Source organism: Actinoplanes sp. NPDC051861 (assembly GCF_040681145.1).
In the GTDB taxonomy this organism is placed as follows: domain Bacteria; phylum Actinomycetota; class Actinomycetes; order Mycobacteriales; family Micromonosporaceae; genus Actinoplanes.
This window is the reverse complement of the sequence record NZ_JBFAYE010000006.1, coordinates 81,647-106,475: the sequence shown is the minus strand read 5'-3', so window position 1 is coordinate 106,475 and position 24,829 is coordinate 81,647. Positions and strand designations below refer to the sequence as shown.

The 24,829-nt window shown below is 71.0% G+C and carries 24 protein-coding genes; 13 read left to right on the top strand and 11 right to left on the bottom strand.

Annotation, left to right across the window (positions count from 1 at the left end):
- Positions 1-82: 82 nt before the first annotated feature.
- The 4 genes from AB0M02_RS19180 to AB0M02_RS19165 all read left to right on the top strand — a co-directional run bounded on the left by AB0M02_RS19180 (position 83) and on the right by AB0M02_RS19165 (position 3,144).
- Positions 83-481: an ATP-binding protein gene (locus tag AB0M02_RS19180; RefSeq protein ID WP_364228451.1), complete on the top strand. Its 399-nt coding sequence runs from the start codon at positions 83-85 to the stop codon at positions 479-481.
- Between the two features lie 106 nt (positions 482-587).
- Positions 588-1,730: a PP2C family protein-serine/threonine phosphatase gene (locus tag AB0M02_RS19175; RefSeq protein ID WP_364228449.1), complete on the top strand. Its 1,143-nt coding sequence runs from the start codon at positions 588-590 to the stop codon at positions 1,728-1,730.
- A 55-nt stretch (positions 1,731-1,785) separates the two neighbouring features.
- Complete coding sequence (locus AB0M02_RS19170) at positions 1,786-2,241, top strand: MarR family transcriptional regulator (protein ID WP_364228448.1); 456 nt, start codon at positions 1,786-1,788, stop codon at positions 2,239-2,241.
- 21 nt (positions 2,242-2,262) lie between these two features.
- Positions 2,263-3,144 (top strand): LLM class flavin-dependent oxidoreductase, encoded by an 882-nt coding sequence (locus AB0M02_RS19165; RefSeq protein WP_364228446.1) that lies wholly within the window; start codon positions 2,263-2,265, stop codon positions 3,142-3,144.
- 119 nt (positions 3,145-3,263) lie between these two features.
- On the opposite strand, the gene AB0M02_RS19160 is transcribed toward AB0M02_RS19165, so the two are convergent.
- A complete protein-coding gene (locus AB0M02_RS19160; RefSeq protein ID WP_364228444.1) occupies positions 3,264-3,614 on the bottom strand; it encodes an Lsr2 family protein in 351 nt (116 codons plus the stop codon).
- 200 nt (positions 3,615-3,814) lie between these two features.
- Between AB0M02_RS19160 and AB0M02_RS19155 the strand changes: the two genes are divergently transcribed.
- Together AB0M02_RS19155 and AB0M02_RS19150 are read left to right on the top strand one after the other, a co-directional pair.
- Entirely contained in the window at positions 3,815-4,246 is a 432-nt protein-coding gene (locus AB0M02_RS19155) for a hypothetical protein (protein WP_364228442.1), read from the top strand.
- A 5-nt stretch (positions 4,247-4,251) separates the two neighbouring features.
- Positions 4,252-5,508, top strand: coding sequence for a D-alanyl-D-alanine carboxypeptidase (locus AB0M02_RS19150; RefSeq protein ID WP_364228939.1), 1,257 nt, complete (start codon positions 4,252-4,254; stop codon positions 5,506-5,508).
- Positions 5,509-5,693: 185 nt separating this feature from the next.
- Here the strand turns inward: AB0M02_RS19150 and AB0M02_RS19145 are convergent, their stop codons facing one another.
- A complete protein-coding gene (locus AB0M02_RS19145) occupies positions 5,694-6,194 on the bottom strand; it encodes a DUF456 domain-containing protein (RefSeq protein WP_364228441.1) in 501 nt (166 codons plus the stop codon).
- Between the two features lie 202 nt (positions 6,195-6,396).
- Between AB0M02_RS19145 and AB0M02_RS19140 the strand changes: the two genes are divergently transcribed.
- Positions 6,397-7,320, top strand: a complete 924-nt coding sequence (locus AB0M02_RS19140) for a sigma-70 family RNA polymerase sigma factor (RefSeq protein ID WP_364228440.1) — start codon at positions 6,397-6,399, stop codon at positions 7,318-7,320.
- 307 nt (positions 7,321-7,627) lie between these two features.
- Here AB0M02_RS19140 and AB0M02_RS19135 read toward each other — a convergent pair whose 3' ends face one another.
- Positions 7,628-8,470: a GNAT family N-acetyltransferase gene (locus AB0M02_RS19135; RefSeq protein WP_364228438.1), complete on the bottom strand. Its 843-nt coding sequence runs from the start codon at positions 8,468-8,470 to the stop codon at positions 7,628-7,630.
- Positions 8,471-8,520: 50 nt separating this feature from the next.
- The gene (locus tag AB0M02_RS19130) at positions 8,521-10,824 is read right to left on the bottom strand and encodes an ATP-binding domain-containing protein (RefSeq protein ID WP_364228436.1); all 2,304 of its coding nucleotides are present in this window, start codon (positions 10,822-10,824) and stop codon (positions 8,521-8,523) included.
- A gap of 172 nt (positions 10,825-10,996) precedes the next feature.
- Between AB0M02_RS19130 and AB0M02_RS19125 the strand changes: the two genes are divergently transcribed.
- Positions 10,997-11,512 (top strand): hypothetical protein, encoded by a 516-nt coding sequence (locus tag AB0M02_RS19125; protein ID WP_364228435.1) that lies wholly within the window; start codon positions 10,997-10,999, stop codon positions 11,510-11,512.
- Between the two features lie 54 nt (positions 11,513-11,566).
- On the opposite strand, the gene AB0M02_RS19120 is transcribed toward AB0M02_RS19125, so the two are convergent.
- Entirely contained in the window at positions 11,567-12,418 is an 852-nt protein-coding gene (locus AB0M02_RS19120) for a sigma-70 family RNA polymerase sigma factor (protein WP_364228433.1), read from the bottom strand.
- 178 nt (positions 12,419-12,596) lie between these two features.
- On the opposite strand from AB0M02_RS19120, the gene AB0M02_RS19115 reads away from it, so the two are divergent.
- Entirely contained in the window at positions 12,597-14,294 is a 1,698-nt protein-coding gene (locus AB0M02_RS19115; protein WP_364228431.1) for a DEAD/DEAH box helicase, read from the top strand.
- Between the two features lie 85 nt (positions 14,295-14,379).
- On the opposite strand, the gene AB0M02_RS19110 is transcribed toward AB0M02_RS19115, so the two are convergent.
- Genes AB0M02_RS19110 through AB0M02_RS19100 form a run of 3 tightly spaced genes read right to left on the bottom strand, consistent with a single transcriptional unit; the run spans position 14,380 to position 18,387 of the window.
- Entirely contained in the window at positions 14,380-14,937 is a 558-nt protein-coding gene (locus AB0M02_RS19110; RefSeq protein WP_364228429.1) for a YceI family protein, read from the bottom strand.
- A 34-nt stretch (positions 14,938-14,971) separates the two neighbouring features.
- On the bottom strand, positions 14,972-17,731 hold the full coding sequence (locus AB0M02_RS19105; protein WP_364228427.1) for an AAA family ATPase: 2,760 nt from the start codon (positions 17,729-17,731) through the stop codon (positions 14,972-14,974).
- Positions 17,732-17,736: 5 nt separating this feature from the next.
- Positions 17,737-18,387, bottom strand: coding sequence for a hypothetical protein (locus AB0M02_RS19100; RefSeq protein ID WP_364228425.1), 651 nt, complete (start codon positions 18,385-18,387; stop codon positions 17,737-17,739).
- A 17-nt stretch (positions 18,388-18,404) separates the two neighbouring features.
- On the opposite strand from AB0M02_RS19100, the gene AB0M02_RS19095 reads away from it, so the two are divergent.
- Entirely contained in the window at positions 18,405-18,566 is a 162-nt protein-coding gene (locus AB0M02_RS19095) for a hypothetical protein (protein WP_364228423.1), read from the top strand.
- Positions 18,567-18,570: 4 nt separating this feature from the next.
- Here the strand turns inward: AB0M02_RS19095 and AB0M02_RS19090 are convergent, their stop codons facing one another.
- The 3 genes from AB0M02_RS19090 to AB0M02_RS19080 form a co-directional block, all read right to left on the bottom strand.
- Entirely contained in the window at positions 18,571-19,617 is a 1,047-nt protein-coding gene (locus tag AB0M02_RS19090) for a phosphatase domain-containing protein (protein WP_364228422.1), read from the bottom strand.
- 99 nt (positions 19,618-19,716) lie between these two features.
- Complete coding sequence (locus AB0M02_RS19085) at positions 19,717-20,409, bottom strand: hypothetical protein (protein WP_364228420.1); 693 nt, start codon at positions 20,407-20,409, stop codon at positions 19,717-19,719.
- 77 nt (positions 20,410-20,486) lie between these two features.
- Positions 20,487-20,822: a hypothetical protein gene (locus AB0M02_RS19080; RefSeq protein ID WP_364228418.1), complete on the bottom strand. Its 336-nt coding sequence runs from the start codon at positions 20,820-20,822 to the stop codon at positions 20,487-20,489.
- Between the two features lie 104 nt (positions 20,823-20,926).
- On the opposite strand from AB0M02_RS19080, the gene AB0M02_RS19075 reads away from it, so the two are divergent.
- The 3 genes from AB0M02_RS19075 to AB0M02_RS19065 all read left to right on the top strand — a co-directional run bounded on the left by AB0M02_RS19075 (position 20,927) and on the right by AB0M02_RS19065 (position 24,761).
- Positions 20,927-21,781, top strand: coding sequence for an NAD-dependent protein deacetylase (locus AB0M02_RS19075; protein WP_364228417.1), 855 nt, complete (start codon positions 20,927-20,929; stop codon positions 21,779-21,781).
- Positions 21,782-21,924: 143 nt separating this feature from the next.
- Positions 21,925-22,926, top strand: a complete 1,002-nt coding sequence (locus tag AB0M02_RS19070; protein ID WP_364228416.1) for a LacI family DNA-binding transcriptional regulator — start codon at positions 21,925-21,927, stop codon at positions 22,924-22,926.
- 149 nt (positions 22,927-23,075) lie between these two features.
- Entirely contained in the window at positions 23,076-24,761 is a 1,686-nt protein-coding gene (locus tag AB0M02_RS19065) for an ABC transporter substrate-binding protein (protein WP_364228414.1), read from the top strand.
- The last annotated feature ends 68 nt before the right edge of the window (positions 24,762-24,829 follow it).

The window sequence follows — 24,829 nt, the reverse complement described above, 5'->3', positions numbered from 1 at the left end:
GCGGGGACCATGGATAACACGAATCGGGGAGTGCGTCTCCCCTCACGATTAGCCGGAGCGCTGATCGGGCACAGAAACGGCCATGCGCATGTCGGTCCGGCTCAACCTTCCCCGCGAGGTGGACAGCGTCCCAGCCGTGCGCCGACTGTTGCGTTGCGCTCTGTCGATCCTGCGAGTGGATCGACAGGCCGGCACCGATCTGGAGATCGCGCTCACCGAAGCCTGCGCCAACGTGGTCAAGCACGCCGGAGGTACGGAGAAGTTCGAGGTCCGCCTCGACGTCGGCGAAGACCACTGCTCGATCGACGTGGTCGACGAGGGCAGAGGATTCGATCCGGGTGCGGACGACGGCACGTCACCCGCTCCGGACAGCGAGCGAGGGCGTGGCCTGTTCCTGATCAAGGCGCTCGGTGAAAACGTACGCATGCAGTCGAGCCCGCGTATGGGAAGTCTGATCCACTTCGAGAAGTCGTTCGCCTGAGGTTCAACCCCGAGCCGGACGGACCCCCATGGGGGTCTGTCCGGCCAAAAGTGTTTGCCGTATAACAAATACTCGCCATCGTACTCGCCATCGGAAAGGAGTTGCTGTGTCCGACCGCCCGGCGCCTCTCGGCGCCCTACTGAGAGCCGTGCCACCCGACCGGCTCCCCGAGGTGGCGGCCGATCACCTGCGCCGGCACTACGGTGCCGACCGGGTTGAGATCTTCATACCCGACCTGACGCTCTCCGCGGTCCGCCCGCTGCTCGGCGACGAGGCCACCGCCACCGAGCCCGCCGTGCTGCGCTGCTTCGGCAGCCAGCGGCCGGACACCCAGGCCACCGCCACCGGCGAGACCCGGCTGCACCTGCCGCTCAACTGCTGGGGCGAGCGGGTCGGCGTGCTGCGCCTGGACCTGCCGCACCGGCCCGAGCCGGAGCTCACCGAGCAACTCGCCGCGAACGCCGACGAGTTGGCCATCGCAATCCGCGCGGCCGGCGACAACACCGACCGGTACCGTCGGGCCCAGCGCCGCTCCCGGCTCACCATGGCCGCTGAGCTGCAGTGGGACCTGCTGCCCGGCCGATCCCTCGGCGACGAGCGCTTCCTGGTGGCCGGGCAGCTGGAACCGGCGTACGACGTCCGCGGCGACCACTTCGACTGGTCCCTCGACGACGACCGGCTGACCGTCACGGTGCTCAACGGATCCGGCGACGGCATGGGTGCGGCCCTGCTCACCTCGCTGACCGTGAACGCGATGCGCAACGCCCGCCGCTGCGGCGCGGACATCGTCGAGCAGGCCGAACTCGCCTCCGACGCGGTGCACGGCCGGCACGGCGGTGCCGCACACGTCGCCACCCTGCTCCTGGAGATCGACCTGATCGGCGGCGGTGTCTCGGCCGTCGACGCCGGATCACCGCGCTGCATGATCGCCCGCGGCGGCGAGGTCACCGCGGTCGAGCTGGAGCAGCAGCTGCCGCTCGGCATGTTCGCCGAGGCCCGCTACGAGATTCAGCGGTTCACGCTGGAGCCCGGCGACCGGATGCTGGTGGTCAGCGACGGCGTGCACGGAGCGATACCTGGCAAACGTGCCGCATTCGGCGAATTCGCCCTGCTCAGCGCACTTCGCCGGACACGGTTGCAGCCGGCGACCGAGGCGGTGGGTACCGTGATGCGTAGCCTGCGCGACTACCACGCCGGCGCCGAGCCGGAAGATGACGCGGTTACGGTCTGCCTGGACTGGCGGCGCTGATTTACGGGTAGGGGTACAGGCTCATATGTCCGCGACTCAAAAAGCGGGGAACGGCATGGAGCGTGCGACCGAGGACGCCGCGACGGTCGAGTCGTCGGTGGAGGCGCTGGTCGCTGTCCTGGACCGGGCCCGCCTCGCGCACACGCCTGCGATCCCACCCGCCCAATTGCGGGTGCTCACGATCGTGGCCGGTAACCGGCACACCAACATGAGCCGCCTCGCCGAGGCCCTCGACGTGGTGCCCTCCTCGGCCAGCCGGCTGTGCGACCGGCTGGAGGCGACCGGGCTGCTGCGCCGCGTCGCCGACCCCCGGGACCGCCGCGAGGTGCGCCTGCTGCTCACTTCGGCGTCCCGGCGGCTCCTCGCGGACCTGCAGGAGCGGCGCCGGGTCGCGCTCGCCGAGGTGCTGGAGCGAATGACACCGGAGGCGCGGCAGGAACTCGTGCACGCGCTGCAGGCGTTCGAGGCGGCGGCCACCGAGTTCCCCGAGTCCGGCCTGCGTACGGCCTGAGGGCCCCGATACGCTGCCCGAGTGCGTATCGGCATCGTGATCCTCCCCGACCAGCGCTGGTCCGAGTCGAGCCGGCGGTGGCGGCTCGCCGAGGAGTACGGCTTCGACCACGCGTGGACGTACGACCACCTCGGCTGGCGTGATCTGGTGGACGGGCCGTGGTTCGACGCGGTGCCGACGCTGACCGCCGCCGCCACGGTGACCTCGCGCATCCGGCTGGGCACCTACGTCGCCTCGCCGAACTTCCGGCACCCGGTGCGGTTCGCCCGGGAGACGATCGCGCTGGACGACATCTCCGGCGGGCGGCTCATCCTCGGGCTCGGCGCCGGCGGGACCGGCTTCGACTCGGCGGTGCTGGGCGAGCCGGAGCTGACGCCACGACAGCGGGTGGACCGGTTCGCGGAGTTCGTCGAGTTGTTCGACACGATTCTGCGTACGCCGGCCACCACCTGGTCCGGTAACTGGTATTCGGCGGTGGACGCCCGCAGCATCCCGGGGCCGGTCCAGCAGCCACGGCCGCCGTTCGTGATGGCCGCCAACGGTCCGCGGGCCATGCGGCTCGCCGCGAAGTACGGCGACGGATGGGTCACGACCGGCGACCACAACGTGGAAACCGAGCAGGAGTGGTGGAATTCGGTCGCTTCGGCGCGGGACCGTTTCGACGACGCGCTGAGCGCCGCCGGGCGGCCGCTCGACTCGGTGGAGCGCTACCTCAATCTGGACACGTCACCGGTGTACTCGATGACCAGCGTGGATGCGTTCCGCGACGCGGTCGGGCGGGCCGCGGAACTCGGTTTCACCGACGTCATCACGCACTGGCCGAGGCCGTCGAGTTGGTACACCGGGGACGAGAAGGTCCTCGAAGCGGTGGCCGCGGAGCTTTCCTTTTTCCGCTCTGTTTAGTCCAATTCGGACTTTAAATATCACACACAGTTGTCAACTGGTCGCAGTAGCCCGAGGGCTGTGCCGGCGGCGCGGCACCGGCACAGCCACAACGCACTGTTTCAGCGACCTGTGCTGTTTCAGCGACCGTGCGCCTGCCGGTAGGCGCTGCTGACCTCCTGCGGAATACGCCCCCGCTCGGAGATTTTGTGCCCGTTGCGGATCGCCCACTCGCGGATCAACCGGTTCTCGTCGCGGGAACCCGCGGTCCGGGCCGGTGCGGCGCCCCGCGACGCGATACGCCCCGCGGCGCTGCGGCCCAAGCGAGTGCCGGCGTTGATGTACGGATCCAAGGCCTTGCGCAGCTTTCCGGCATTCGCCTCGGAAAGGTCGATCGTGTAGCTGACGCCGTCGAGACTGAACTCAACGGTCCGATCCGCCTTCTTGCCGTCCAGATCGTCGATCAGGGTAGTGATTACCTGCCGCGCCATAACGACTCCCGAGAGAAATTAATCAACCGCGCTCAGTCTCGCTCGCCACCCGTGTGCCGCGCAACTCCCCGCCGCGATCCGCGCAATTTCTTTCCGCTCGGCGAACCCGTTCGTTATCACAATAGGGCGGCCGTATTAGCACCGGAATCCGGCAAAGCCCGGTTGGCCGAGGGGCCGGGGTTCACGTTAGGGTCGGCGCCATGCAGGACGAGCGGGCCGCCTGGCGCGAGCAGCAGCAGCGGGCGGCGGCCAGCCGGGCCGCCGCGCTGGAGGCCGATCGTGCCGCCGAGGCACGCCAGGCCGCCGCGCTGCTCGACGACTTCGTGCGCCGGGCCGGTGAGCGCGGCCTCCAGCCGCACACCCTGACCGCTCGTGCCCTCGACAGCCGCGCCACCTACAGGACCAACGTCCGCGGGTGGTACCTGAAGTCAGACCGTTCCGTCGCCGTCGGCGAGACCGGTGAGTACTACATCCTGACAGTCCCGTCATCGCTGCGCGCCCGGTTCGCCGGGGCGGACCTCTCCCCCAGCATGCCCCGGATGATCGTGGGCGCGGGCGGCGGTGACGGTGAACCGATTCCGCTCGGGCACCTGCTCGAGCGCCGACTGGACGCGGGAGCCCACTGGCCGTGACCTCGATCCGCCGACCCCTCGCGGCGCTCATCGCCGGCCTGCTGGCCACACCGCTGTTCCTCATCCCCGCACCTGCCGCGGCAGCGGACATCCCCTGCCCGAAACCGAAGGTCGCGGCGCCCAGCCGACCACCCCGCCCGGCCGTCCCCGCGGACGACCCGGCGGACCTGGCGGTCGGTGGCGACGCCCTCGCCACGCACGGCCTGGTCGTTCCCGAGGGCAGCCCGAAACCTCCGGCGATCACCGCCAGCACCTGGCTGGTCGCCGACCTGGACACCGGTGAGGTCCTCGGCGCCTGCGACCCGCACGGCTACCAGACCCCGGCCAGCGTGCAGAAGACGCTCCTGGCGGCGACCGCTATTGATCAGCTCGACCCAAAGCAGGTCGTCACCGTCACCCGCGGCGACCTCGACATCGAGCCCGGCAGCTCGGCGGTCGGCCTGATCGTCGGCGGCAAGTACCCGATCTCCACCCTTTGGCTGGGCCTGCTGCTCAACTCCGGCAACGACGCCGCCAACGCGCTGGCCCGGGTGGCCGGCGGTGGCGGCAAGGACGGCGTGGCCAACACGGTCGCCGCGATGAACGCGCTGGCCGCCTCCCTCGGCGCCAACCAGACACACGCGGTCACCCCGTCCGGCCTCGACGGCAAGGGACAGTTCACGAGCGCGTACGACCTGGCGCTGATCGGGCGGGTGTGCCTCAACAACGCCGACTTCCGCAAGTACGCGCTGACGAGGACGGCGCAGATGCCGGCCCAGAAGACGGCGAGCCGCAAGGTCGGCGGGTTCCAGTTCCAGAACGAGAACAAGCTGATCTACAACTACCCGGGCGCGCTCGGCGGCAAGACCGGATTCACCCAGCTGGCGCGGCACAGCTACGTCGGCGGGGCGGAGCGCGGCGGGCGCCGGCTGGTGGTCACGGTGCTCGGGGCCGAGGCCCGCCCGCTGCGCGGCTGGGAGCAGGGCGCCAAGCTTCTGGACTGGGGCTTCTCGCTGCCGAAGGGCACCTCGGTCGGCAACCTGGTGACGCCGGAGGAGGTGGCGGCGGCGCAGGCCACCACGGACGCCGGCGAGGCGGCAGCACCGGCGCCGGGCGAGAAGGCGGGCAACACCCGTCCGGGAGCGCCGCGCGGCCTGTCGGTGGCGGCGGCGATCTCGGTTGCGGTGGTGCTGACGGCGGCGCCACTCCTCCTGCTGCTCACTCAGCGCCGCAGGCGGAGGCTCTCCCGCGAGATGCCACGCAGCCCGTCACGCGCCCGCTAATCGCGTGTGGAGTTCAGCCCCGCTCCGCACCCGAACTTCACACGCACCTCACCCCGCACCCGGCCCGCGCCCCGCGTGTGGAGTTCAGCCCCACTCTGCACCCGAACTCCACACGCAACCTCACCCCGCACCCCGCGTGTGGAGTTCGGCCCCGCTCCGCACCCGAACTCCACACGCAACCTCGCTCAGGCGACGATCAGGCCGAACACCCACACGACCGCGATGCCCAGCGCCGCCGCGAACTCGACCATCAGTGACAACCCGACAGCGCCCAGCGCCGCCCGCGTCGACGGCCACGCCCGCTCCGAACCCAGCCGGTTCAGCTCGACCAGCCACACCCCGAGCAGGAACCCGAGTACCAGCCCGATCACCGGGATCGCGAAGAACCCGATGAGCCCCAGCACCCCACCCGCCATCAGCGCCGAGGTGGGCACTCCACTGTTGCGCAGCTTCTTGCCCGGCCACAGGAACTTGATCACCATTCCGGCGCCCGCGATCACCGTCGCCGCCGCGAGCACCGTGTAGCGGACCCCCGCGCTCCCGTCGCCGAGCAGCGCCCAGAGCAGCACGCCCGACCAGGTGAGCAGCAGGCCGGGCAGCATCGGCAGCATCACGCCGACCACCCCGGTCGCGATCAGCAGCCCGGAGAGCAGCGCGACGAGTCCACCGGTGTCCGTGAGATCCATGCGGCACACCCTGCACGACCGGACCGGAACCCTCAACCAGCCCCGCCGCGCGCCGATGGATCACCAACGCCGGGAAGCGGGTGCGAGAGCAACTGGCACGCAACTGTGCGTGACCGGAACGTGCACCCTCCGCGCCGGAGAGTTTCCCCTGCCAGCCGACGCCCACCAGCCACAGGGCGCCGACGAGACCGGGGGAAACGACATGACCAGCACCGTGACGACCGCTGCCGACGCCATCGCCGACACCGCCACGCCGGTGCTCTCCGCCGCCGAGCAGGAGGAGATGATCCGTACACACATGCCGCTCGTGGGCCACCTCGTGCGGGACATGCTCAGCCGCATCCCCAACCACATCCACCGCGACGACCTGACCAGCGCCGGCCTGCACGCCCTGGTCACCGCCGTCCGCGGCTGGGACCCGGCGCGCGGCGTGCCGTTCCACCGCTTCGCCGGCACCCGGATCCGCGGCGCGCTCCTCGACGAGCTGCGCGCGCTGGACTGGGCGACCCGCTCGGTGCGGTCCAAGGCACGCAACACCGACGTCACCCGCCAGCAGCTCACCACCACGCTGGGCCGTACCCCCACGCCGGAGGAGCTGGCCCAGGCACTCGGCACCACCACGAACGAGCTGCACCAGACCGACACCGACGTGCAGCGCGCCACCGTGCTCTCGCTGCAGGGCTTCACCACCAGCAGCGCCGACGACCTGGTCACCGAGCCCACGCCCGGCCCGGAGGAGATGCTGCTGCGCCGCGAGCAGATCGGGTACCTGCACCACGCGATCGGCTCGCTGCCGGAGCGCCTGCAGACAGTGGTGACCGAGTACTTCCTGAACGAGCGCCCGATGGCCGACATCGCCGCCGACCTCGGCGTCACCGAGAGCCGGGTCAGCCAGCTGCGCGCGGAGGCTCTGTCGCTGCTCAAGGACGGCCTGAACACGCACCTCAACCCGGATCTGGCCCCGGTGCCGGAGAACCCGGACAGCATCACGGCCCGGCGGCGCGCGACCTACTACGCCAGCATCGCCAGCAACACCACCATGCACAGCCGGCTCGCGATGACGAACGCGCACGGCCACACCGCGATCGGCCGCGGCCTCAGCAAGGAACCCACCCCGGCCGCGTGACCAGACCTGCGTGAGAGGGCTCGGCGTTTTCGGACGCCGAGCTCTTTCCTTGCGTACGCCCAAACTGCACGAACCCGCGTGTGAAGTTGAGGCGCGCAGGAGGGCCGAACTCCACACACCAAGCCCCAACACCCCGCATGTGAAGTTGAGGCGCGCAGGAGGGCCGAACTCCACACACCAAGCTCCAACACCCCGCGTGTGAAGTTGAGGTGCGCAGGAGGGCCGAACTCCACACACCAAGCTTCAACACGTTGCGTGTGAAGTTGAGGCGTGGAGCGGGGCGCAAATCCACACGCGGGTTGGCGGGTTAGCCGAGTTCCAGGGTGGTGATCGCGAACGTTCCTGGGAGGTCGGTTGAGGGAGTGGGGCCGGTGTACATGCGGGCGGTGTCGAAGGACGGCTTGAGGCCCAGCCGCTGGACCAGTTCGGCCGCCTCCGGGTTGGTGCCCGGCACGTCGATCAGGACCGGCATGTCGTAGTCGGTGCTGAGCGCGGCCAGCAGCGACTCGGCCACGTCGACACCGTCGGCGAAGAGCGGGCCGATCCGGTCGGCGTCAGCGGCCGGGCGGCGTACCGCGAAGCCGACGACCCGGTCGTCCCGGATCGCCGCCACGCCGTGCCGGCCCGGCTCGGTGATCCACAGCGCGAGGAACGTGTCGCGCGCGGACGGGAAGAACCGCCGGTCGTACTCGGCCAGCTCGCCGAACGGCACCTCGCCCGCCTCCACCACCTCGATGCCGCGCGCCGCCTCCGCGCCCGCCAGCACCCCCTCGAAGCGAGTCGTGGTCCAGGCGTCCCGGAAGCCCGACTTCCGGTAGTTGTCCTGCTGGGAGACCACACCCTCGAGCCCGACGACCCGGCCCGCCAGCCGTTCCATGCCGGCCTGCCAGGTACGCATGCCGTACCCGTGCCCCCGGTACTCGGGCACGGTGAGGTAGAGCCCGATCCAGCCCAGGCCGGACCCGTACCGGATCGCCGCGATCGCGCTGATCGGGTGCTCGTCGAGCCGGCCGACCAGGAAGCCGGAGGGGTCGGTGGCAAAGAAGACGCCCTCGTCGCCGTCGCCCGGGTGCCATCCCTCGTTCGCCGCCCAGTCCGCGATCAGCTTCATGTCGTCCGCGCTGGCCGTCGACACCGTGAACTTACCCATGCCGCCACCATAGCTTCCGATATGCCGGAATTAAGGGAGTTATCCCCCGGTCAAGCCAGCGAGCTGAGCACCTTCGGGAGGTCCGCGGTGTGCAGGATGCCGAGGCGGCGGGTTGCCCGGGTGATCGCCACATACAGGTCGGAGAGACCGCGCGGGCTCTCGGTGACGATCTCCTCGGGCGCGACCACCAGGACCGAGTCGAACTCCAGACCCTTGGCCTGGCGAACGGTCATCAGCACCACGTGGTTGAGCAGGTCGGGCTGCTCGCCGACGGCCGCGCCGGGCACGGCCGCCACCAGGTCGGCACCGAGAGTGGCCTCCAGCGCCTCCGGGACGATGATGCCCAGGCGGCCCTCCTCGATGATGGCGGCTTCCTTCCGTACATCTGAAATGAGCTCTTCGGAAAGAGCGCCCGGCGGCACCCGGCGCGCCCACGGCGTCACGCCGGCCGACCGGACCGACCGCGGAGGTCGCAGCGCGGGATCGACCGCGGCCAGCACGTCGGCCGCGACCGCCATCACCTCGGCCGGCGTGCGGTAGTTCACGCTCAGCTCGACCAACCGCCAGCGCTGCGCCACGTAGGGCTCGAAGACCTGGTCCCAGGTGGTGCTGCCGGCCAGTTCGGACGTCTGCGCGACGTCGCCCACCGCGGTGATCGACCGGCTGGGACAGCGGCGCATCAGCAGGCGCCAGGCCATCGGGGACAGTTCCTGCGCCTCGTCGACGATCACGTGACCGAAGACCCAGGTCCGGTCGGCGGCGGCGCGCTCCGCGGCGGTACGCGTGTCGATCACCTCGTGACGCTCCACAAAGGCACTCGCGTCGACGACGTCGATCGCCGACAGGATCTCCTCCTCGACGTCCTCGAAGTCCAGCGACCGGGAGCCCTCGACGATCTCCAGCACGCCCTCCGCGTACTCGATCGCGGCCTTTCGCTGCCGGCTCTGCTCACGCACCTTGAGCGTGTCGTCCACCCCGAGCAGATCGGCCAGCTCGTCCAGAAGCGGCACGTCGGCGGGCGCCCAGCCGGCCGAGGAGTCCCGCAGCAGCAGCGTCCGCTCCGGCGCCGTCAGCCCGGCCGACTCCAGCCGGTCCTCGTCGGTCAGCAGATCGCGCAGCACCTGGCGCGGCGTCAGCACCGGCCAGAACTCGAAGAGTGCCTGCTGCACGTCGATGTCCTCGCGCAGTTCCCGCCGGGTCTCGGCGAGATCCGCCTCGGAGAGCAGGTTCTCCCCGCCCAGCGGGTCGGCGCCGATCCGCTCGGCGATCTGCAGCGACAGCGCGTGGATCGCCTCGGTCACGAAGATCTGCCGGGCCACGTTGTGCGGGCGCCCGGACCGGCGGGCGGCGGAGCGGGCGTCCTCCAGCACCGCTCGCTCGATCCGCAACGGGTAACCGTCGTGGTCGACCTCGACGAAGTCGTCCGGAACGGTCTGCCGGTCGGCCACCGCGTTCTCGAGCACGTCGAGCATGTGCAGGCGGCCCTTGAGCGCCGACGTCGCCGGCGACTCGACGGCCCGGGCGCGGACGCCGGGGAACATGTCACCGAGGGTGGCCAGCAGCACGCCGGTCTCGGCCAGCGACGGCAGCACCTGGGAGATGTAGCGCAGGAACGTGGTGTTCGGCCCGAGAATCAGCACGCCGCTGCGGGTGAGCTGTTCACGGTACGTGTAGAGCAGGTAGGCGGCGCGGTGCAGTGCCACGGCGGTCTTGCCGGTGCCCGGCCCGCCCTGGACCACGAGCGCACCCGCGAGTCCGGAACGGATCACGTCGTCCTGCTCCGCCTGGATGGTCTCGACGATGTCGCGCATCCGGCCGGTCCGGTTCGCGGTGAGCGCGGAGAGAAGCGCCGCCTCGCCGGTCACGTCCTCGCGCCCGCGCCCGTCGCGGGCGTCCAGGTCGAGCACCTCGTCGTCGACACCGGTCAGCAACCGGCCGCGGGTCCGCAGATGGCGGCGGCGGGTCACCCCGTGCGGGTTGACCGCGGTGGCCAGATAGAACGGGCGGGCGGCCGGCGCGCGCCAGTCGACCAGAAGCGGGTCGCGGTCGCGGTCGAACAGACCGAGACGCCCGATGTAACGTGGCTCACTCGAGGCGAAATCCAGCCGCCCGAAGCAGAGCCCGTTCTCGACGGAATTGAACTGCGCCAGCTGTTCGGCGTAGTGGCTGCGGGTGGCCTCGCGCTGGGCCCGGCCCTGCGGAGTGCCGCCGGCCTCCAGCAGGATCGCGCGCAGCCGGGTGTCGGCCTGCTCACGCAATTGATCCAAACGCTGGTAGAGCGCGGTCAAGTACGCCTGCTCGGAATCGATATCGGCGTTCGAGCTTGACAAAGTCGCCCCTTTTCGTGCTATCATTCCGGCGCTGGCAACCATTTCATGGTTGCCTTTTTGTGTTTGCGGCACAGCATTTGCAAACGACCAGAATAGCCGAGGCCGCCAGGGTTACGGCCCGCGGTGCGACTGTCCGGAATCCGTCTCGACACGCCGGGCCCGTTACGCCCGGCCCACGGACGGGATTAACCGGGACATGGACACCAACCACCCGTCTTCCCGCCTGTTCGCATTGGCCCTCATCGGGGCTGCCACGATCACGTTCACCGCTGCCTGCTCCGACGACGCCGAGGAGCCGGCCGGCAACGCCGCCGCCGCTGCCGCGGGCGGTCCGGAGCAGAAGACCCTCGACGGCGCGAAGACCGCCGCGCAGACCATGTTCGACCGGTTCAGCGGTGGGGACTTCGCCGGCGCGTGGGAGATGTACACCTCGGCCGGCAAGCAGGCCATCAGCAAGGACGACTACATCAAGCTGAACACGGCCTGCTCCCGCAAGGGGCTGGCGATCCAGCTGACCAGCGCGCGCATGGAGGGCACCGACAAGGCCATCGTGATCGCGAAGCAGCTGGTCGCGGCGCAGTCGTACACGATGGTCTACGAGGGTGACGCCTGGAAGCTGGAGCCGGCCAAGGAGGGCCTGGCGCTCTACAAGCTCGGGGCGGACAAGGCCATCGCCGCGCAGAAGAAAGCCGGGACCTGCGCGAACGCCTGAGATTATGTGTGGCCCGCCGCGCATCGCGGCGGGCCACATTCCTGCGCGGACGTTCTATGCGGCGACCGGGATGCCGTCCAGCCCGGTCAGCGCGAGCCGGGTGCGCAGGGTGCCGCGGCTGGCGATCCGGTCGTAGTACGCCGACCGCCGGCGGGCCACACAGCCCTCCTTGGGCGGGTTCTCGGCGGCGAGGGCCGGGTCGAGGTGCGTGTTGAGCCCGTCCCGCAGCAGCACCAGCGCCTCGGCACGCAGCTGCGACACCCGGGACTCGCTGACACCCAGCTCCGCGGCGATCTGGGCCATCGGGCGCTCGTCGAAGAAGTAGCTCTGCACCACCACCCGCAACCGTTCCGGCAGGGACTCGACGGCGTGCCGCAGGTAACCGAGGCGCTCCCGGCGGATCAGCATCTCCTCCGGGCCGGCGCCCGGCTCGGTGACGATGTCGTCGGCGGTCGCGGTCGCGAAGCCCTGCAGGCTGAAGACGGTCGCGCGGTGCACGTCGTCCTCGGCGTGCTCGATGTCCTCGACCGTGCAGCCGAGACGCTCGGCGACCTCCGGGACCGTGGGGGTACGGCCCAGCTCGCGGGTCAGCTCCTCACGGGCCGAGTCGGTGCGGCGGGCACGCTGGCGTACCGAACGGCTGGCCCAGTCGAGCCCGCGCAACTCGTCCAGCAGTGCTCCACGGACCCGGGCCGCGGCGAACCGGGGGAACGGGACACCACGTTCCGGGTCGAACCCTCGGGCGGCCGCCACGAGAGCGGCGTATCCGGCGGAGAGCAGGTCGTCGCGGTTCACGTGGGCCGGAACCCGGGCGAGCATCTCCCGCACCAGATGGCCTACGAGCGGCATGTTCGCTCGCACGATGTCCTCACGACGACGCTCCGTGACGGGTACTTCACCGGTCATCAGGGCTCTCCTCAGTTCCCTGCCGGGTTGGGGGTGCCCGGCGCTGAGGAAAAAGATCGGGCGCGCTGAGTGCGAACCGGTTCGCCTTCGGGTGCGAAAAGGTTGCGGAGGGCCGGCGGACACCAGCGGTTACAATGATCGAAGCGCCTGACATCGGCTTTTGGGAGTCCCCACCTTTATGACCACCTTCACCGAGCTCGGCGTGCCCGCCGTTCTCACCACGGCACTCACCCGGCTCGGAATCACCACTCCGTTCCCGATCCAGGCCGCCACGCTGCCCGACACACTCTCCGGCCGCGACGTCCTGGGTCGTGGACGCACCGGGTCCGGCAAGACGTACGCGTTCGTGCTGCCGGTCGTCGCCCGCCTGTCCGCACGCCGGACACCGGCCCGGCCCGGCCGTCCCCGCGCGCTGATCCTGGCGCCCACCCGCGAACTCGCCACCCAGATCGAGGCCACCCTGCGCCCGCTCGCCGAGGCGGCCGGGCTGCGTACCCTCGTGGTCTTCGGCGGCGTCGGCGCGACACCGCAGATCAAGGCACTCAAGGCGGGCGTCGACGTGCTGGTGGCCTGCCCCGGCCGGCTCGACGACCACATCCGCAACGGGCACGCCACGCTGGACGCCGTCGAGATCACCGTGCTCGACGAGGCCGACCACATGGCCGACCTGGGCTTCCTGCCGGTGGTCCGGCGCCTCATGGGACAGACACCGTCCGGCGGCCAGCGCCTGCTCTTCTCGGCCACCCTGGACAACGGCGTCGACGTGCTGGTGCAGCGGTTCATGCGCAACCCGGTCACCCACCACGTCGACTCGGCCGCCCAGGCGCCGATCGAGATGGACCATCACGTCCTGCACGTACAGAACGACGACCGCTTCGGCGTCCTCGTCGACCTGCTCGCGGCGCCGGGGCGGTCGGTGGTGTTCACGCGTACCAAGCGGCGGGCCAAGGTTCTGACCCGCCAGCTCATCGCGGCCGGGGTGCCGGCCGTCGAGCTGCACGGCAACCTGGCGCAGAACGCCCGCAACCGCAACCTGTCGGCCTTCTCGGACGGTTCGGCGCCGACCCTGGTGGCGACGGACATCGCGGCCCGCGGCATCCATGTGGACGACGTGGCCCTGGTGGTGCACGCGGACCCGCCCGTCGAGCACAAGGCCTATCTGCACCGGTCGGGGCGGACAGCGCGAGCCGGCGCCCGAGGCACTGTCATCACACTGATGACAGACGAACAGCAAGCAGATGTACGCGACCTCGCGCGCAAAGCCGGAATCCGCCCGTCGACCCGCCGCGTGCGCCCCGGGGACGCCCTGCTTTCGGAACTGGCTCCGGGCGAGCGCACCTTCGTCGCCCCGACCGCCGCGGCACCCGCCCGCTCCTCGTCCCGCGCATCGTCGTCCCGCGCCTCGTCGGTGTCGGTGCCCGCTTCCCGCACGTCCTCCGACCCGGACTCGGTGAGCGAGAACACACCGGCCGGAAGGTCTCGTCCAGCCGCCGGTGACGCGGCGGCCGGGAAGTCTCGTCCGGCACGGCGGCGTGGCGGCCGGGGCCGTGGCGCGGCGGGTTCCGCAGCGGCCGTGACGTCCTCCACCGCGCCGGACACAGCTCCCGCCCGGAGCCGAGGCACCTCCCAGGCCCGTGACGCCGGCGCGGCCCGGGACGCCGGCGCGACACGCGATGCAGGGAAGGCACAGCGAGGCGCGCAGTCACAGCGAGGCGCCCAGGCGGCACGTGGCGCCGGCCAGGCGCGAGCCGCCGGCCAGGCACGGGGCGCCGGTCCGGCGGCGCACCGCACGGGTTCCCAGCAGCGGACCACCTCGACCGGAGGCGGCGCCGCTGCCTTCTCCGCCCGGGCAGGCGGCCGCCGCTCCGGCCGCTGAACCAACCAGCCCACTCGGCTGGCGCGCACCCAACCCCGGCGACGTGAGGTGGACCAGCGCCGGCCGGGCTGCCCAGACAGCAACGTCAGTGGGCTTCGGCGGGCCAGGACGGGTCGGCGTGGTGGGCCGGGGAGCGGACCGGGACCGCGTGGAGGTCCAGGTTGATGTGGACCAGGCGGCCGACCACCATGCGCCCGGCCGGGACACCGGCTGCCACCCGGTCCACGACACAGCTCGCCACGAAGCGGTAACCGTCGTCCACCGCCTCGCCGGTGACCAGATCCAGGGCCACCTCACAGGAGCCGCCCCGGACGCCGAGGACGCCGGTGATCTGCCAGCCCTCGGGGGTGCGGCGGACGCGGGTGCTGCGGAAGCCGATCTCCGGGTGGTGTGCGGCGTCGAGGAACCGGCGGCCGCGGATGTCGCGGTCGCGGCGTGGGTCGTCGGTGGTGAAGGAGGCCGCGTCGAGTTCGGCGGAGGCGATCGAGTGTTCCGGGTTGGCGGCGACGGCGACCGTGCCGCCGATGACGTCCATCGTTCCGGCGACGGGTTTCAGGCCGAAGACGTGTGTCGCGGTGAACCGGCAGGCCGAGCGGGCCGGGTCGATGCGGTAGGTGCCGGTACGGATGTCGAAGATTGTCATGCGGACAGCCTGTGACGGCCGGACCGCGGGCGCCTCAGTGCTGGTACTGAGTTCCGGCACGCAGGTGCGCAGCCAGCTGAGTGCGGTTGGCGACACCGAGCTTGGCCAGGGCGTTGCGGACGTGCGTCTCCACGGTCCGCTCGGAGATGTGCAGCCGCTCGGCGATGACACGGTTGGCCAGCCCCTCCGCGGCCAGCGTGACGATCTCCCGCTCGCGGGCGGTCAGGTCGTCGCGGGTCAGCTCGGCCGCCGCCGAGGCTGTCGCGTTCAGTCCGAGCCGGCGGGCGATGAGCAGGGCTTTCCCGGCTTGCTGCCGGCTTCGGCGCGGGTCGGTCTTCACAAGCGTTCTTGCGTACGCCAGAAAAGCGCTCGCCGCGAAAGGCGCCGCACCCAGCCTCTCCTCCATCGTGATCGCGGTCGTGAGATGACGCTCGGCGGCGTCCCGGTCGCCGAACGCCGCGGCCATGACCCCGAGTGACCGATCCACCGCGCCATGACAGGCGGTGACCGTGTTGAGATAACGCCCCGCCATCGGCAGCGAGCGGGTGTAGACGTCCTCGGCGAGATCGGCGTCGCCCAGCCAGACCGCGATCTCACCGGTGGTGATCTGCACGAACCCGCGCCGGCTGTCCGGTGGCAGGCCGGGCAGCATGTCGCGGAGGATGCGTGCGCACTCGGCGCCGACGACCCGATCGTCACCGAGCTGGGCCAGACGCCCGATCTGAGCGACCGCGATCGGCTCCGAACCGAAAGTGATCAGTGCGGCGGCCAGCCCGCTCGGCCACTCGGGGAGGTACCCGGTGAAGACCGCCAGGCCGGCGCGGAACGCGGCGTGCAGCTCCCGGGCCGGCTGGTCCTCGAACGTCCCGGACAGCGCGAACGCCTCCGCGGACGTCTCCTCCGCCGCGCTGATCCGGCCGGCGAGCAGGAACCGGGCCGCCCGGGTGCGCAGCACGTGCCAGCGGGCGACCGGCCACCCGATACGCTCCGCGAGGACCGCCAGCGCCGCGGTCTCCGCGTCGAAGCCGGTGATGTCACCGAGGGTGAGAAGGGCGTCGAGGCGCCAGAGCCGTCCCCAGAGTTCCGCCTCCACCCGGCCACCCGCCGCGGCCAGATCGCAGCTGCGCCGGGCCAGATCGAGGATCTCCTCGGTCGCGAGCGTCAGATCGAGCACCTCGTGCCGCGCGTGCACGGCCGCGGCCATCGCGTCCGGCTCGCCGCTGCCTTCGGCGAGCGACATCGCCCGCCGGCTGATCGGTTCGGCGCGGGCGTGTGCACCGATCTCCACCAGGAGGTACGCGTGATGCGCGAGCAGTTGGGCCATGGTCCCGTCGGTGACATCCGGTTCGAGGGCGAGCGCCCGTTCGCAGAGCCGGACCAGGGTGTGCGCGACCTGGCCGCCGAAGCCGCGTACCACCAGGGCCGCAGCGACCGCCAGGTCCGGCCGCCGCTCGGCCTCGGCCACCTCCATGATCGCGTTGCAGTCCGCGACCGCGACGCCGAGACGCCCGTCGCGGCAGACCGCCTCGGCCCGGGCCAGCCGCAACCACGGATCGGCCGGGAAGAGATCGAGGGCCTGCCCCAGCCACGCCGCCGCGGCCCGGTGATCCAATGCCCGCGCGGCCGCCCGCGCCGCCGCTTCGCAGGCCTCCCGAGCCGCCCGCCGCGACTCGTCACCGACCGCCGCCCGAACCCGGTGCCGCGCGATCTCGTCGGCCCGCGCCCCGGCCTCGGTGAGCGCCGCGGCGATCCGGGCGTGCGCGTCGATGCGCTCGGCGCGACTCAGCTCGGCGTAGCGGGCCTCCCGAACGAGCTCGTGCGTGAACCGCAGCCGCGCCGGCGCCCACGGATCCTCGGCCAGCAGCCCAGCGTCGATGGCCTCCGTCAGCAACAGCTCGGTCGGCTGCACCTCAGTGCGGGACGGGCCGGTGGGTCGGGGTCGGGTCTCGCCGGTGGCCAGGCGGGTCAGGACGGTCAGGTCGACGTCGGTGCCGAGGGCGGCGGCGAGGCCCAGCAGGTCGTGGGTGGCGGGTTGCAGCGTGGTGAAGCGCCGGCTCACCACGCGCAGGAGCCCGTCGGGGATTTCGACGCTGCCCGCGGCACGGCGGAGGCGGTCGTCGACGGTGAGCAGGCGGGCCAGTTCGCGGGTGTAGAGCGGGTTGCCGCCCCCGAGACGGTGGATGACCGGCGGCCAGGAGGAGTGGACCGGGGCGGCGGACACGTGGGTCAGGTAGGCCGCGACAGCCGCCTGGTCCCACGGCGCCAGGGCCAGGACCCGCGCGCCGGGCACCTCGGCCGGGAACATGCGGGCGGTCGCGAGCACGAGCAGCGGGCTGTCCGCGATCTCGCGGGCCAGCATGCCGAGGAGGGTGAGTGATCCGGGGTCGGCCCAGTGCAGATCCTCGAGGACGAGCAGCAGTCCGCCGGCGGAACCAGCGGCGGCCGTGCGCAGCGCCCGGACGGTGGCCTGCATGACCCGGAACCGGGCAGCGGCCGGCGCCTCGGCGGTGTCGCCGGTGTCCAGCAGGGCCGGGGTCAGGCCGGGGACGTCGCAGTCGAGCAGGCGCGACCAGGGCCAGAACGCGGGTGCGCCCTCGTCCGGGTCGGCGCGGCCGGTCAGCACGGTGGTTCCGGCCGCCGACGAGCGGGCCACCGCCTCCTCGACGACGGTCGTCTTGCCGATGCCGGCCTCGCCGGTCAGCAGCGCGACCGAGCCGTTGCCGGCGGCCGCGTCGGCGCGCAGCCGGTCCAGGGCGACCACCTCGGCCACCCGCGCGACCAGGCCCGCGCCCATGATCGTCAGGCCTCCGGTACGCGTACCGTGATCTCGTCGCCCAGCTGGAAGCCGGCGCAGAGCTCCAGTTCGTCGCCGCTCCAGAAACGGCCGGGGTCGTACCAGTTCGCCTTGCGGTTGCCGGGCAGCAGACCCATGTCCTCGTAGGTGATGGCGACCACCTCGGCGCAGTACGCCTTCTCCAGGGTGGCCTCGCTGACCTCGCCCTCCTGCCAGGGCAGGCGGATCTGCGGCACCCGGCCGCGGATCCAGCGCCACGCCAGGTGGGAGGTGGACGGGAACGGCGTGCCGTCGAGCCGGGCCACCGTCTTGAGCGCCTTGTCCTCCATCGTGCGGGTGACACCGGGTTCGAGCTGGCGCAACCAGCCGCGCTGGCCGTACCGGCGGGCCCAGACGGTCACCGCGTCGCGCAGGTCGTGCAGCTGCACGCCGCGCTGGAAGCTGCCCGACCACAGGTCCGGCAGTGATTTGCCCAGCTCGGCGTGCCACATCAGGGGTGGCATGTCCTCGATCACCAGCGACATGCCCACGTGGTTCACCGGGCTGTTGGTCAGCGTCTGGATGGCTCGGTCCGGGCCGGAGCGGCCGCGGAAGATCCAGATATCGCCGGTACGCGTCAGGTCAATCGCCTCGTCGAGGCTGAGTTCGGCAACCACGTGACTATCCTCAGCTGATGCGTTGGTGGAAGGTAGCGGGACTGGCAGGCCTGGCGGGCGTCGCGGCGACGGGCGTGGTGATCGCTCGTGCGGAGCGGCGGCGCCGGGCGTACACACCGGAGGAGATCCGGAGCAAACTGCACGAGCGCGTCGCCGAGGTTACCGACAAGAAGGACTGACTTCTCACACGAGCGGGGTGTCGCGCAGCAGGGACCAGAGCCCGGCGCCGTCCGGCGCGGAGAACCACGTCTTGCCGCCGGACGGCACGACCTCGGCCGTCTCCGACGGGCCGGGGATGGCACCGGCCAGGACCGCCTGCGTGGGTGACAGCCGGCGGATCGCCACCGCGGCCACGTTCTCCGGGTGGGTCCGCGCGAACTCGGAGTAGATCTCCTGGTCGTGCTGGCCGTCGTCGCCGATCAGCAGCCACCGGGTGTCGGGGAACTCCTCGGCGAGCCGGCGCAGCGTCTTGCGCTTGTGCTCCTGACCGCTGCGGAACCAGCGGTCCGGGGTTGGTCCCCAGTCGGTGAGCAGGATCGGCCCGGCTGGGTAGAGGTGCCGGCTGAGGAAGCGGGTCAGCGTCGGCGCCACGTTCCACGCGCCGGTGGAGAGGTAGACGACCGGTGCGCCCGGGTTGGCGTTCACCAGCCGCTCGTAGAGGACGGCCATGCCCGGCACCGCGGTGCGGGCGTGCTCGTCGAGGACGAACGTGTTCCAGGCGGCCAGCAGCGGCCTCGGCAGCGCGGTGACCATGACGGTGTCGTCGATGTCGGAGATCACCCCGAACTTGACGGCCGGGTCGATCACGCGGATCGGCGCCTCCACCGGGGCACCGCCCTCGGTGGACAGTTTCGCGTTGCCCCATCCCGGGTCCAGGTCACCCTTGACCCGGCAGTCCAGGTATCCGCTGCGGTCGGTGCGCCCCTCGGTGACCGTGCCGCCGACCTCGATGCGGACCACCACGTCGGCGGCCGGCGTCGTGGTGAACGAGCGCCAGCCGCGTACCTTCTCTCGGCGCTTGCGGACCATGCCGGGCCGGGCCAGCAACACCCGGCCCATCACCCGCACCCAGCCGGGGGCGCCGTAGCCGGTGTACGCCGTGATGTACGGCGTCCAGCCCCGCGCGCGCAGCCGGCGCTCGATGAGATCGTGTACCGCGTCCTCGATCCGAGCGGCCCGGTGCATCCGGACCACGGGAGGGTTTCCACCTGCGGGGGTTACCGTCACCATCGCCTCCTTACCCGTCTGCGTACCGCCCATCCCGTCCGGCCACGTTACCGGGCCGGTGTCACAGGCGAACGGGAAAGGTCTTCGGGTCCGGTATGGACATCACGCGGCAGCCGGAAGTTCGGCGGGCGTCCACTGCTCGGTCCACCAGTGCTGGTCGGCGGGCTCGGCGGCCGGGTCGCGCAGCCGGGCGGCGGCCGCCTCGGCGCGCAGGTTCCGCAACGTCTCGGCGGCGGCCTCGGCGCCCCGCCACGCCGCCTGCTCCTTCGCAACCGCCCGCCGGTACGCGTCCAGCCGGTAGGTACGGGCCGCGTTGCGCAGCACCGGCTCCTGCTGGACCGGGTGCAGGCGCGGGTTCCAGCCGCGATGCGCGTACACGTCGTTGAGCTGGCCGATCGACAGGTCCTGGGTGCGGCACAGCTCGGTGGCGGCGCGGTGCAGGTAGCGCTGCCGGTCCACGTTCTCCCCCGGCTTGCGCCGGCGGCTCATCAGCGGGTAGGCCGTCGCCGCGGAGACACGCCGGGCCGTCCGGTCCGCCTCCTCGTACGCCGTCCACGCCGACTCGACGGCCTCCTGCGCGGCCAGCCACTCGGCACGGCGACGGCCGGCGGTGACCGAGGCCTCCCGTGCGGCGGCCTCCAGCTCGGTCGCGAGCCGGTTCTCCTTCTCCTCGGCCTCGGCGGCCGGCGTGAACGCGCGCGGCACCCTCGCGGTGGCGACCGCGACGGCCAGAACCAACAGGATGATCAACCAGATCGCGGCGGCCTGCGGCACCGCGCTCAGAAAACTCTGCAAAGCGGAATCCATGGAACACCCCCAGAAGAAAGGATCAACGACCGGAATCGACGCGGACGGGCCGATGCCCGCCGGTGTCAGACGGCCGGGGGTGCGCGGGGTGCGGTGCCCTGCGGGGCCTCGCCGGCGGGAAGGTGCTGCGGCGCCGCGGCGATCACCGTGGCGGCGGTCGCGGTGGCCGGGAACTCCGGGCGGTGACGCTCCGGCGCGGGAGCGGCCGTGTCGCTGCTCGCGGTGGTCTCTTCGGCGGGGGCCGGCCGCGTGACCGATGTCACGGCGGCGGCGGGCGGCGCCGGGTCCGGTGCGGCGGCCGGAGTGACCGCGGCCGGGCCGGACAGGCGCAGGGTGACCGCGAGCGCCAGCAGCGCCAGGCTGGTGAGGAAACGCAGCAAACGCTGCCCGTCCGCGATCACGAATATCAACCTACTAGTGGACAGGTGAACGCGCACCGGACGATGAGGTCACGGCCACTCTTTGGATATCGGATCCGGTCACCCGGACGAGGGACCATGGAGGCATGGACCTACAGGTGGTGGAGCAGGTGGCGCGGCTGAACGACTGGCTCGCCGAGGGCGGCGTGACGATCCTCAGTGGCGCGGGTCTCTCCACCGACTCCGGTATTCCGGATTACCGGGGGCCGTCCGGCTCGGCCCGGCGGGGCACGCCGATGACGTACCAGACCTTCACCTCGGACGCGCTCGCCCGGCGCCGCTACTGGGCGCGCAGCCACCTCGGCTGGCGGACGATCGGCGACGCCCGGCCCAACGGCGGGCATCTCGCGGTGGCCCGCTGGCAGCGGCTCGGCCTGCTGGGCGGGGTGATCACCCAGAACGTGGACGGGCTGCACCAGGCCGCCGGCGCGCGTGAGGTGGTCGAGCTGCACGGCAACCTGGCCCGGATCGTCTGCCTGGACTGCCGCGAGCTGACCTCGCGCGCGGAGCTGGAGGCGCGGCTGACGCTGGCGAACCCGCACTTCGCCGCGGAGGCCACCTCGATCAACCCGGACGGCGACGTGGAGCTGGACGACGCCGAGCTGGACGGGTTCTCCGTGGTGCCCTGCCGCTCGTGCGACGGCGTGCTCAAGCCCGACGTGGTGTATTTCGGCGAGACCGTCCCGGCGGACCGGGTGGAGATCGCGTTCGCGCAGGTGGAGGCGGCTCGGACGCTGCTGATCCTGGGCTCCTCGCTGACCGTCATGTCGGGGCGCCGGTTCGTGCTGCGAGCGGTCCGGGAGGGCATCCGGGTGGCGATCGTCAACCGGGGCGTGACGCGCGGCGAGCCGTACGCCGATCTGGTCATCGACGCCCCTCTCGGTGTGGTACTGCCGAATCTTGCGGCAGATACCGATACGTACCGATTCATCTCGCCGTAACAAGCATGGTTACCGTCTCGAAATCTAAATAGATCTCTTGGCACATTGACGTGACGGCCCTCACTGGGGTTGACTGCCGAAACCGGTCCCGAAACCGGTTCCGAAACGCCAACGCAACCCCGAAGTCACACCCCGGAGGAGCTGTGCCGATCACCATCGCCGATGTGGCGGCCCGGGCCAAGGTCAGCAAGACGACTGTGTCCCGGGTGCTGAACGGCAAGGGCGAGCTCGACGAGTCCACCGCCGCCCGGGTGCGCGCGGTCATCGAGGAGCTCGGCTACGTTCCGAGCGCCCGGGCGGTCAACCTGGCCCGCGGGCGCACCCGGGTGGTCGGGATGCTGGTCCCCTCGCTCACCTGGCCCTGGATGGGCGAGGTCGTGCAGGGGGCGGTCGACGTGCTCGAGGCCGAGGAGTACGGCCTGCTGCTGTTCACGTGCAACCGCGGCGAGGACTCGATGCGCCAGTTCAACGCTCAGGTCGCGGCGAAGTCCTTCGACGGGCTCCTGGTCATCGAGCCGGAGGGCACCTTCGACTACATCGCCACGCTGCACGCCCGGGGCCTGCCGATGGTGCTCATCGACGATCGTGACCAGGTCTCCGGCCAGATCCCGAGTGTCGGCACGACCAACCACCTCGGGGCCGCCGCGGCGGCCCGTCACCTGCTGGAGATCGGGCGCCGCAAGCCGCTCATGATCACCGGCCCGTCCCGCTTCGGCTGCACCCAGCAGCGTTCGGACGGCTTCGCCTCGGTCTTCGCCGAGGCGGGTCACCCCATCCCGGACGAGCGGCTGACGCTCGGTGACTTCACCTTCGCCGCCGGCGTGAACAACATCCGGCACGCGATCCAGGCAGGCGTCGACTTCGACGCGGTCTTCTGCCACAACGACATCTCCGCGACCGGCGCCATGCAGGCGCTTCAGGACTCCGGACGGCGGATCCCGGAGGACGTCGCGGTGGTCGGCTTCGACGACATCCCGATGGCGGCGCACGCCAGCCCGCCGCTGACCACGGTCCACCAGCCCATGCGCGAGATGGGCGAGGCCGCGGCCCGCACGCTTCTCGCCCACTTCGAGGGCACGCCGCTGCCCAACCGCCCGACCGTCATCCCGGCCACCTTCACGGCACGGGCCTCGACCGCACCCTGACCCTGACACAACAGCATTTCCGGCCGCCCTGGCGGCCAACCCGGCGAGACCTCGCGACCGGCCATGGGCCGGCCGCTCGGTAGCGCACGCCTTCGGGCACCCCTCTCACACCCCTCTCACCCCGCAATAGATCCCGAGGAGTATTTGCGATGCAGAGAAGGAAACTGTTCGCGGTCGCGCTGGCGGGCGTGCTCGCCACGGGTGGACTCGCCGCGTGCGGTGATTCGCCGAACGAGAACGCCAACAACGCCAACAGCAAGCAGGTCGACTTCCTCTCGATCGGCATGCCGAACGGCACGGTCACCGAGAACAACAACCCGTTCATCGGTACGTCCGCGGGCGCCTCGCTCGGTTACCGGTGGATGATCTACGAGCCCCTCGGCCAGTGGAACAACACCAAGCCGGCCGACCCGCTGACGCCGTGGCTGGCCAGCGAGATCAAGTGGTCCGCCGACTACAAGACCGTCGACCTGGTCATCCGGGACGGCGCGACCTGGTCGGACGGCAAGCCGCTGACCGCCGAGGACGTGGTGTACACCCACAACCTCATCAAGAGCAACGAGGCGCTCAACATCTTCGCCATTCCGTACGACGCGATCACGGCGGACGGCAACAAGGTCAAGATGACCTTCAAGACCTCGCAGTTCACCACCCAGCACAAGGTCATCGGCCAGACCCCGATCGTGCCGAAGCACATCTGGGAGAAGATCGCCGACCCGGCCACCGACCCGATCAAGGAGCCGGTGGGCAGTGGCCCGTACACCCTGAAGTCGTTCAGCCAGCAGGCCACGATTCTTGCCGCCCGAGAGAGCGGTTACTGGGGTGACAAACCCGCTGTTAAGGAGCTTCGCTACACCTCCTACGCGGACAACAACGCTCAGGCCACGGCTCTCGCCAGCGGCCAGGCGGAGTGGAGCTTCGTCTTCATCCCGAACTACGAGCAGACCTTCGTGTCCAAGGACCCGGAGCACTACAAGGTCTGGGCGCCGGGCGTACTGGGCATCCACGGCCTCTACATCAACACCACGAAGAAGCCGTTCGACGACCCGAAGCTGCGCCAGGCCATGAACATGGTCATCAACCGCAACGACATCTTCGTGCAGGCCGAGGCCAGCTACTTCCACCCGGAGATCAAGAGCGTCACCGGTCTGCCGGAGGGCGCCGGCGACGCCTACATCGCCGACGAGTACAAGGGCAAGACCTTCTCGGTCGACGTCGAGGGCGCCAAGAAGCTGCTGGCCGAGTCCGGCTACAAGCTGGAGGGCACCGTCCTCAAGGACAAGACCGGCAAGGCCGTGACCATCAAGCTCAGCGACCCGGCGCCGTGGTCGGACTACCAGACCTCGCTGGAGATCATCAAGAGCAACCTGGCCGAGATCGGCATCGCCGCCACGGTGGAGAAGCCGAACCAGAACGTCTGGGACGCGAACGTCCAGAAGGGCGACTTCGAGGCCACCATGCGGTGGACCAACGGTGGCTCGACGCCGTTCGACATCTACCAGACCGTCATGGACGGCGACCTGATGAAGCCGATCGGCACCGCCGCCCAGCAGGGCAACTTCGGCCGCTTCAACAGCCCGGAGGCGACCGCCGCCCTCAAGGCGTACTCGAACGCCACGGACGACGCCGCCCGTAAGACCGCCCTCGCCACGATCCAGAAGATCTTCGTAGAGCAGGCCCCGATGCTGCCGGTCGGCTCCGACAACGTCGGTGGCGCCTACAGCACCAAGAACTGGGTCGGCTGGCCCTCGGACGCGGACTCGTACGCGCCGATGCAGCCCACCCAGGCCGGCGCTCTGACGGTCGTGCTGAAGCTCAAGCCCGCCAACTCCTGATCGCCTCGCGGGCGCCCCGGTTCTCGCCGGGGCGCCCGCCTCCGCTTGCACGAAGACTTCTAAGGACA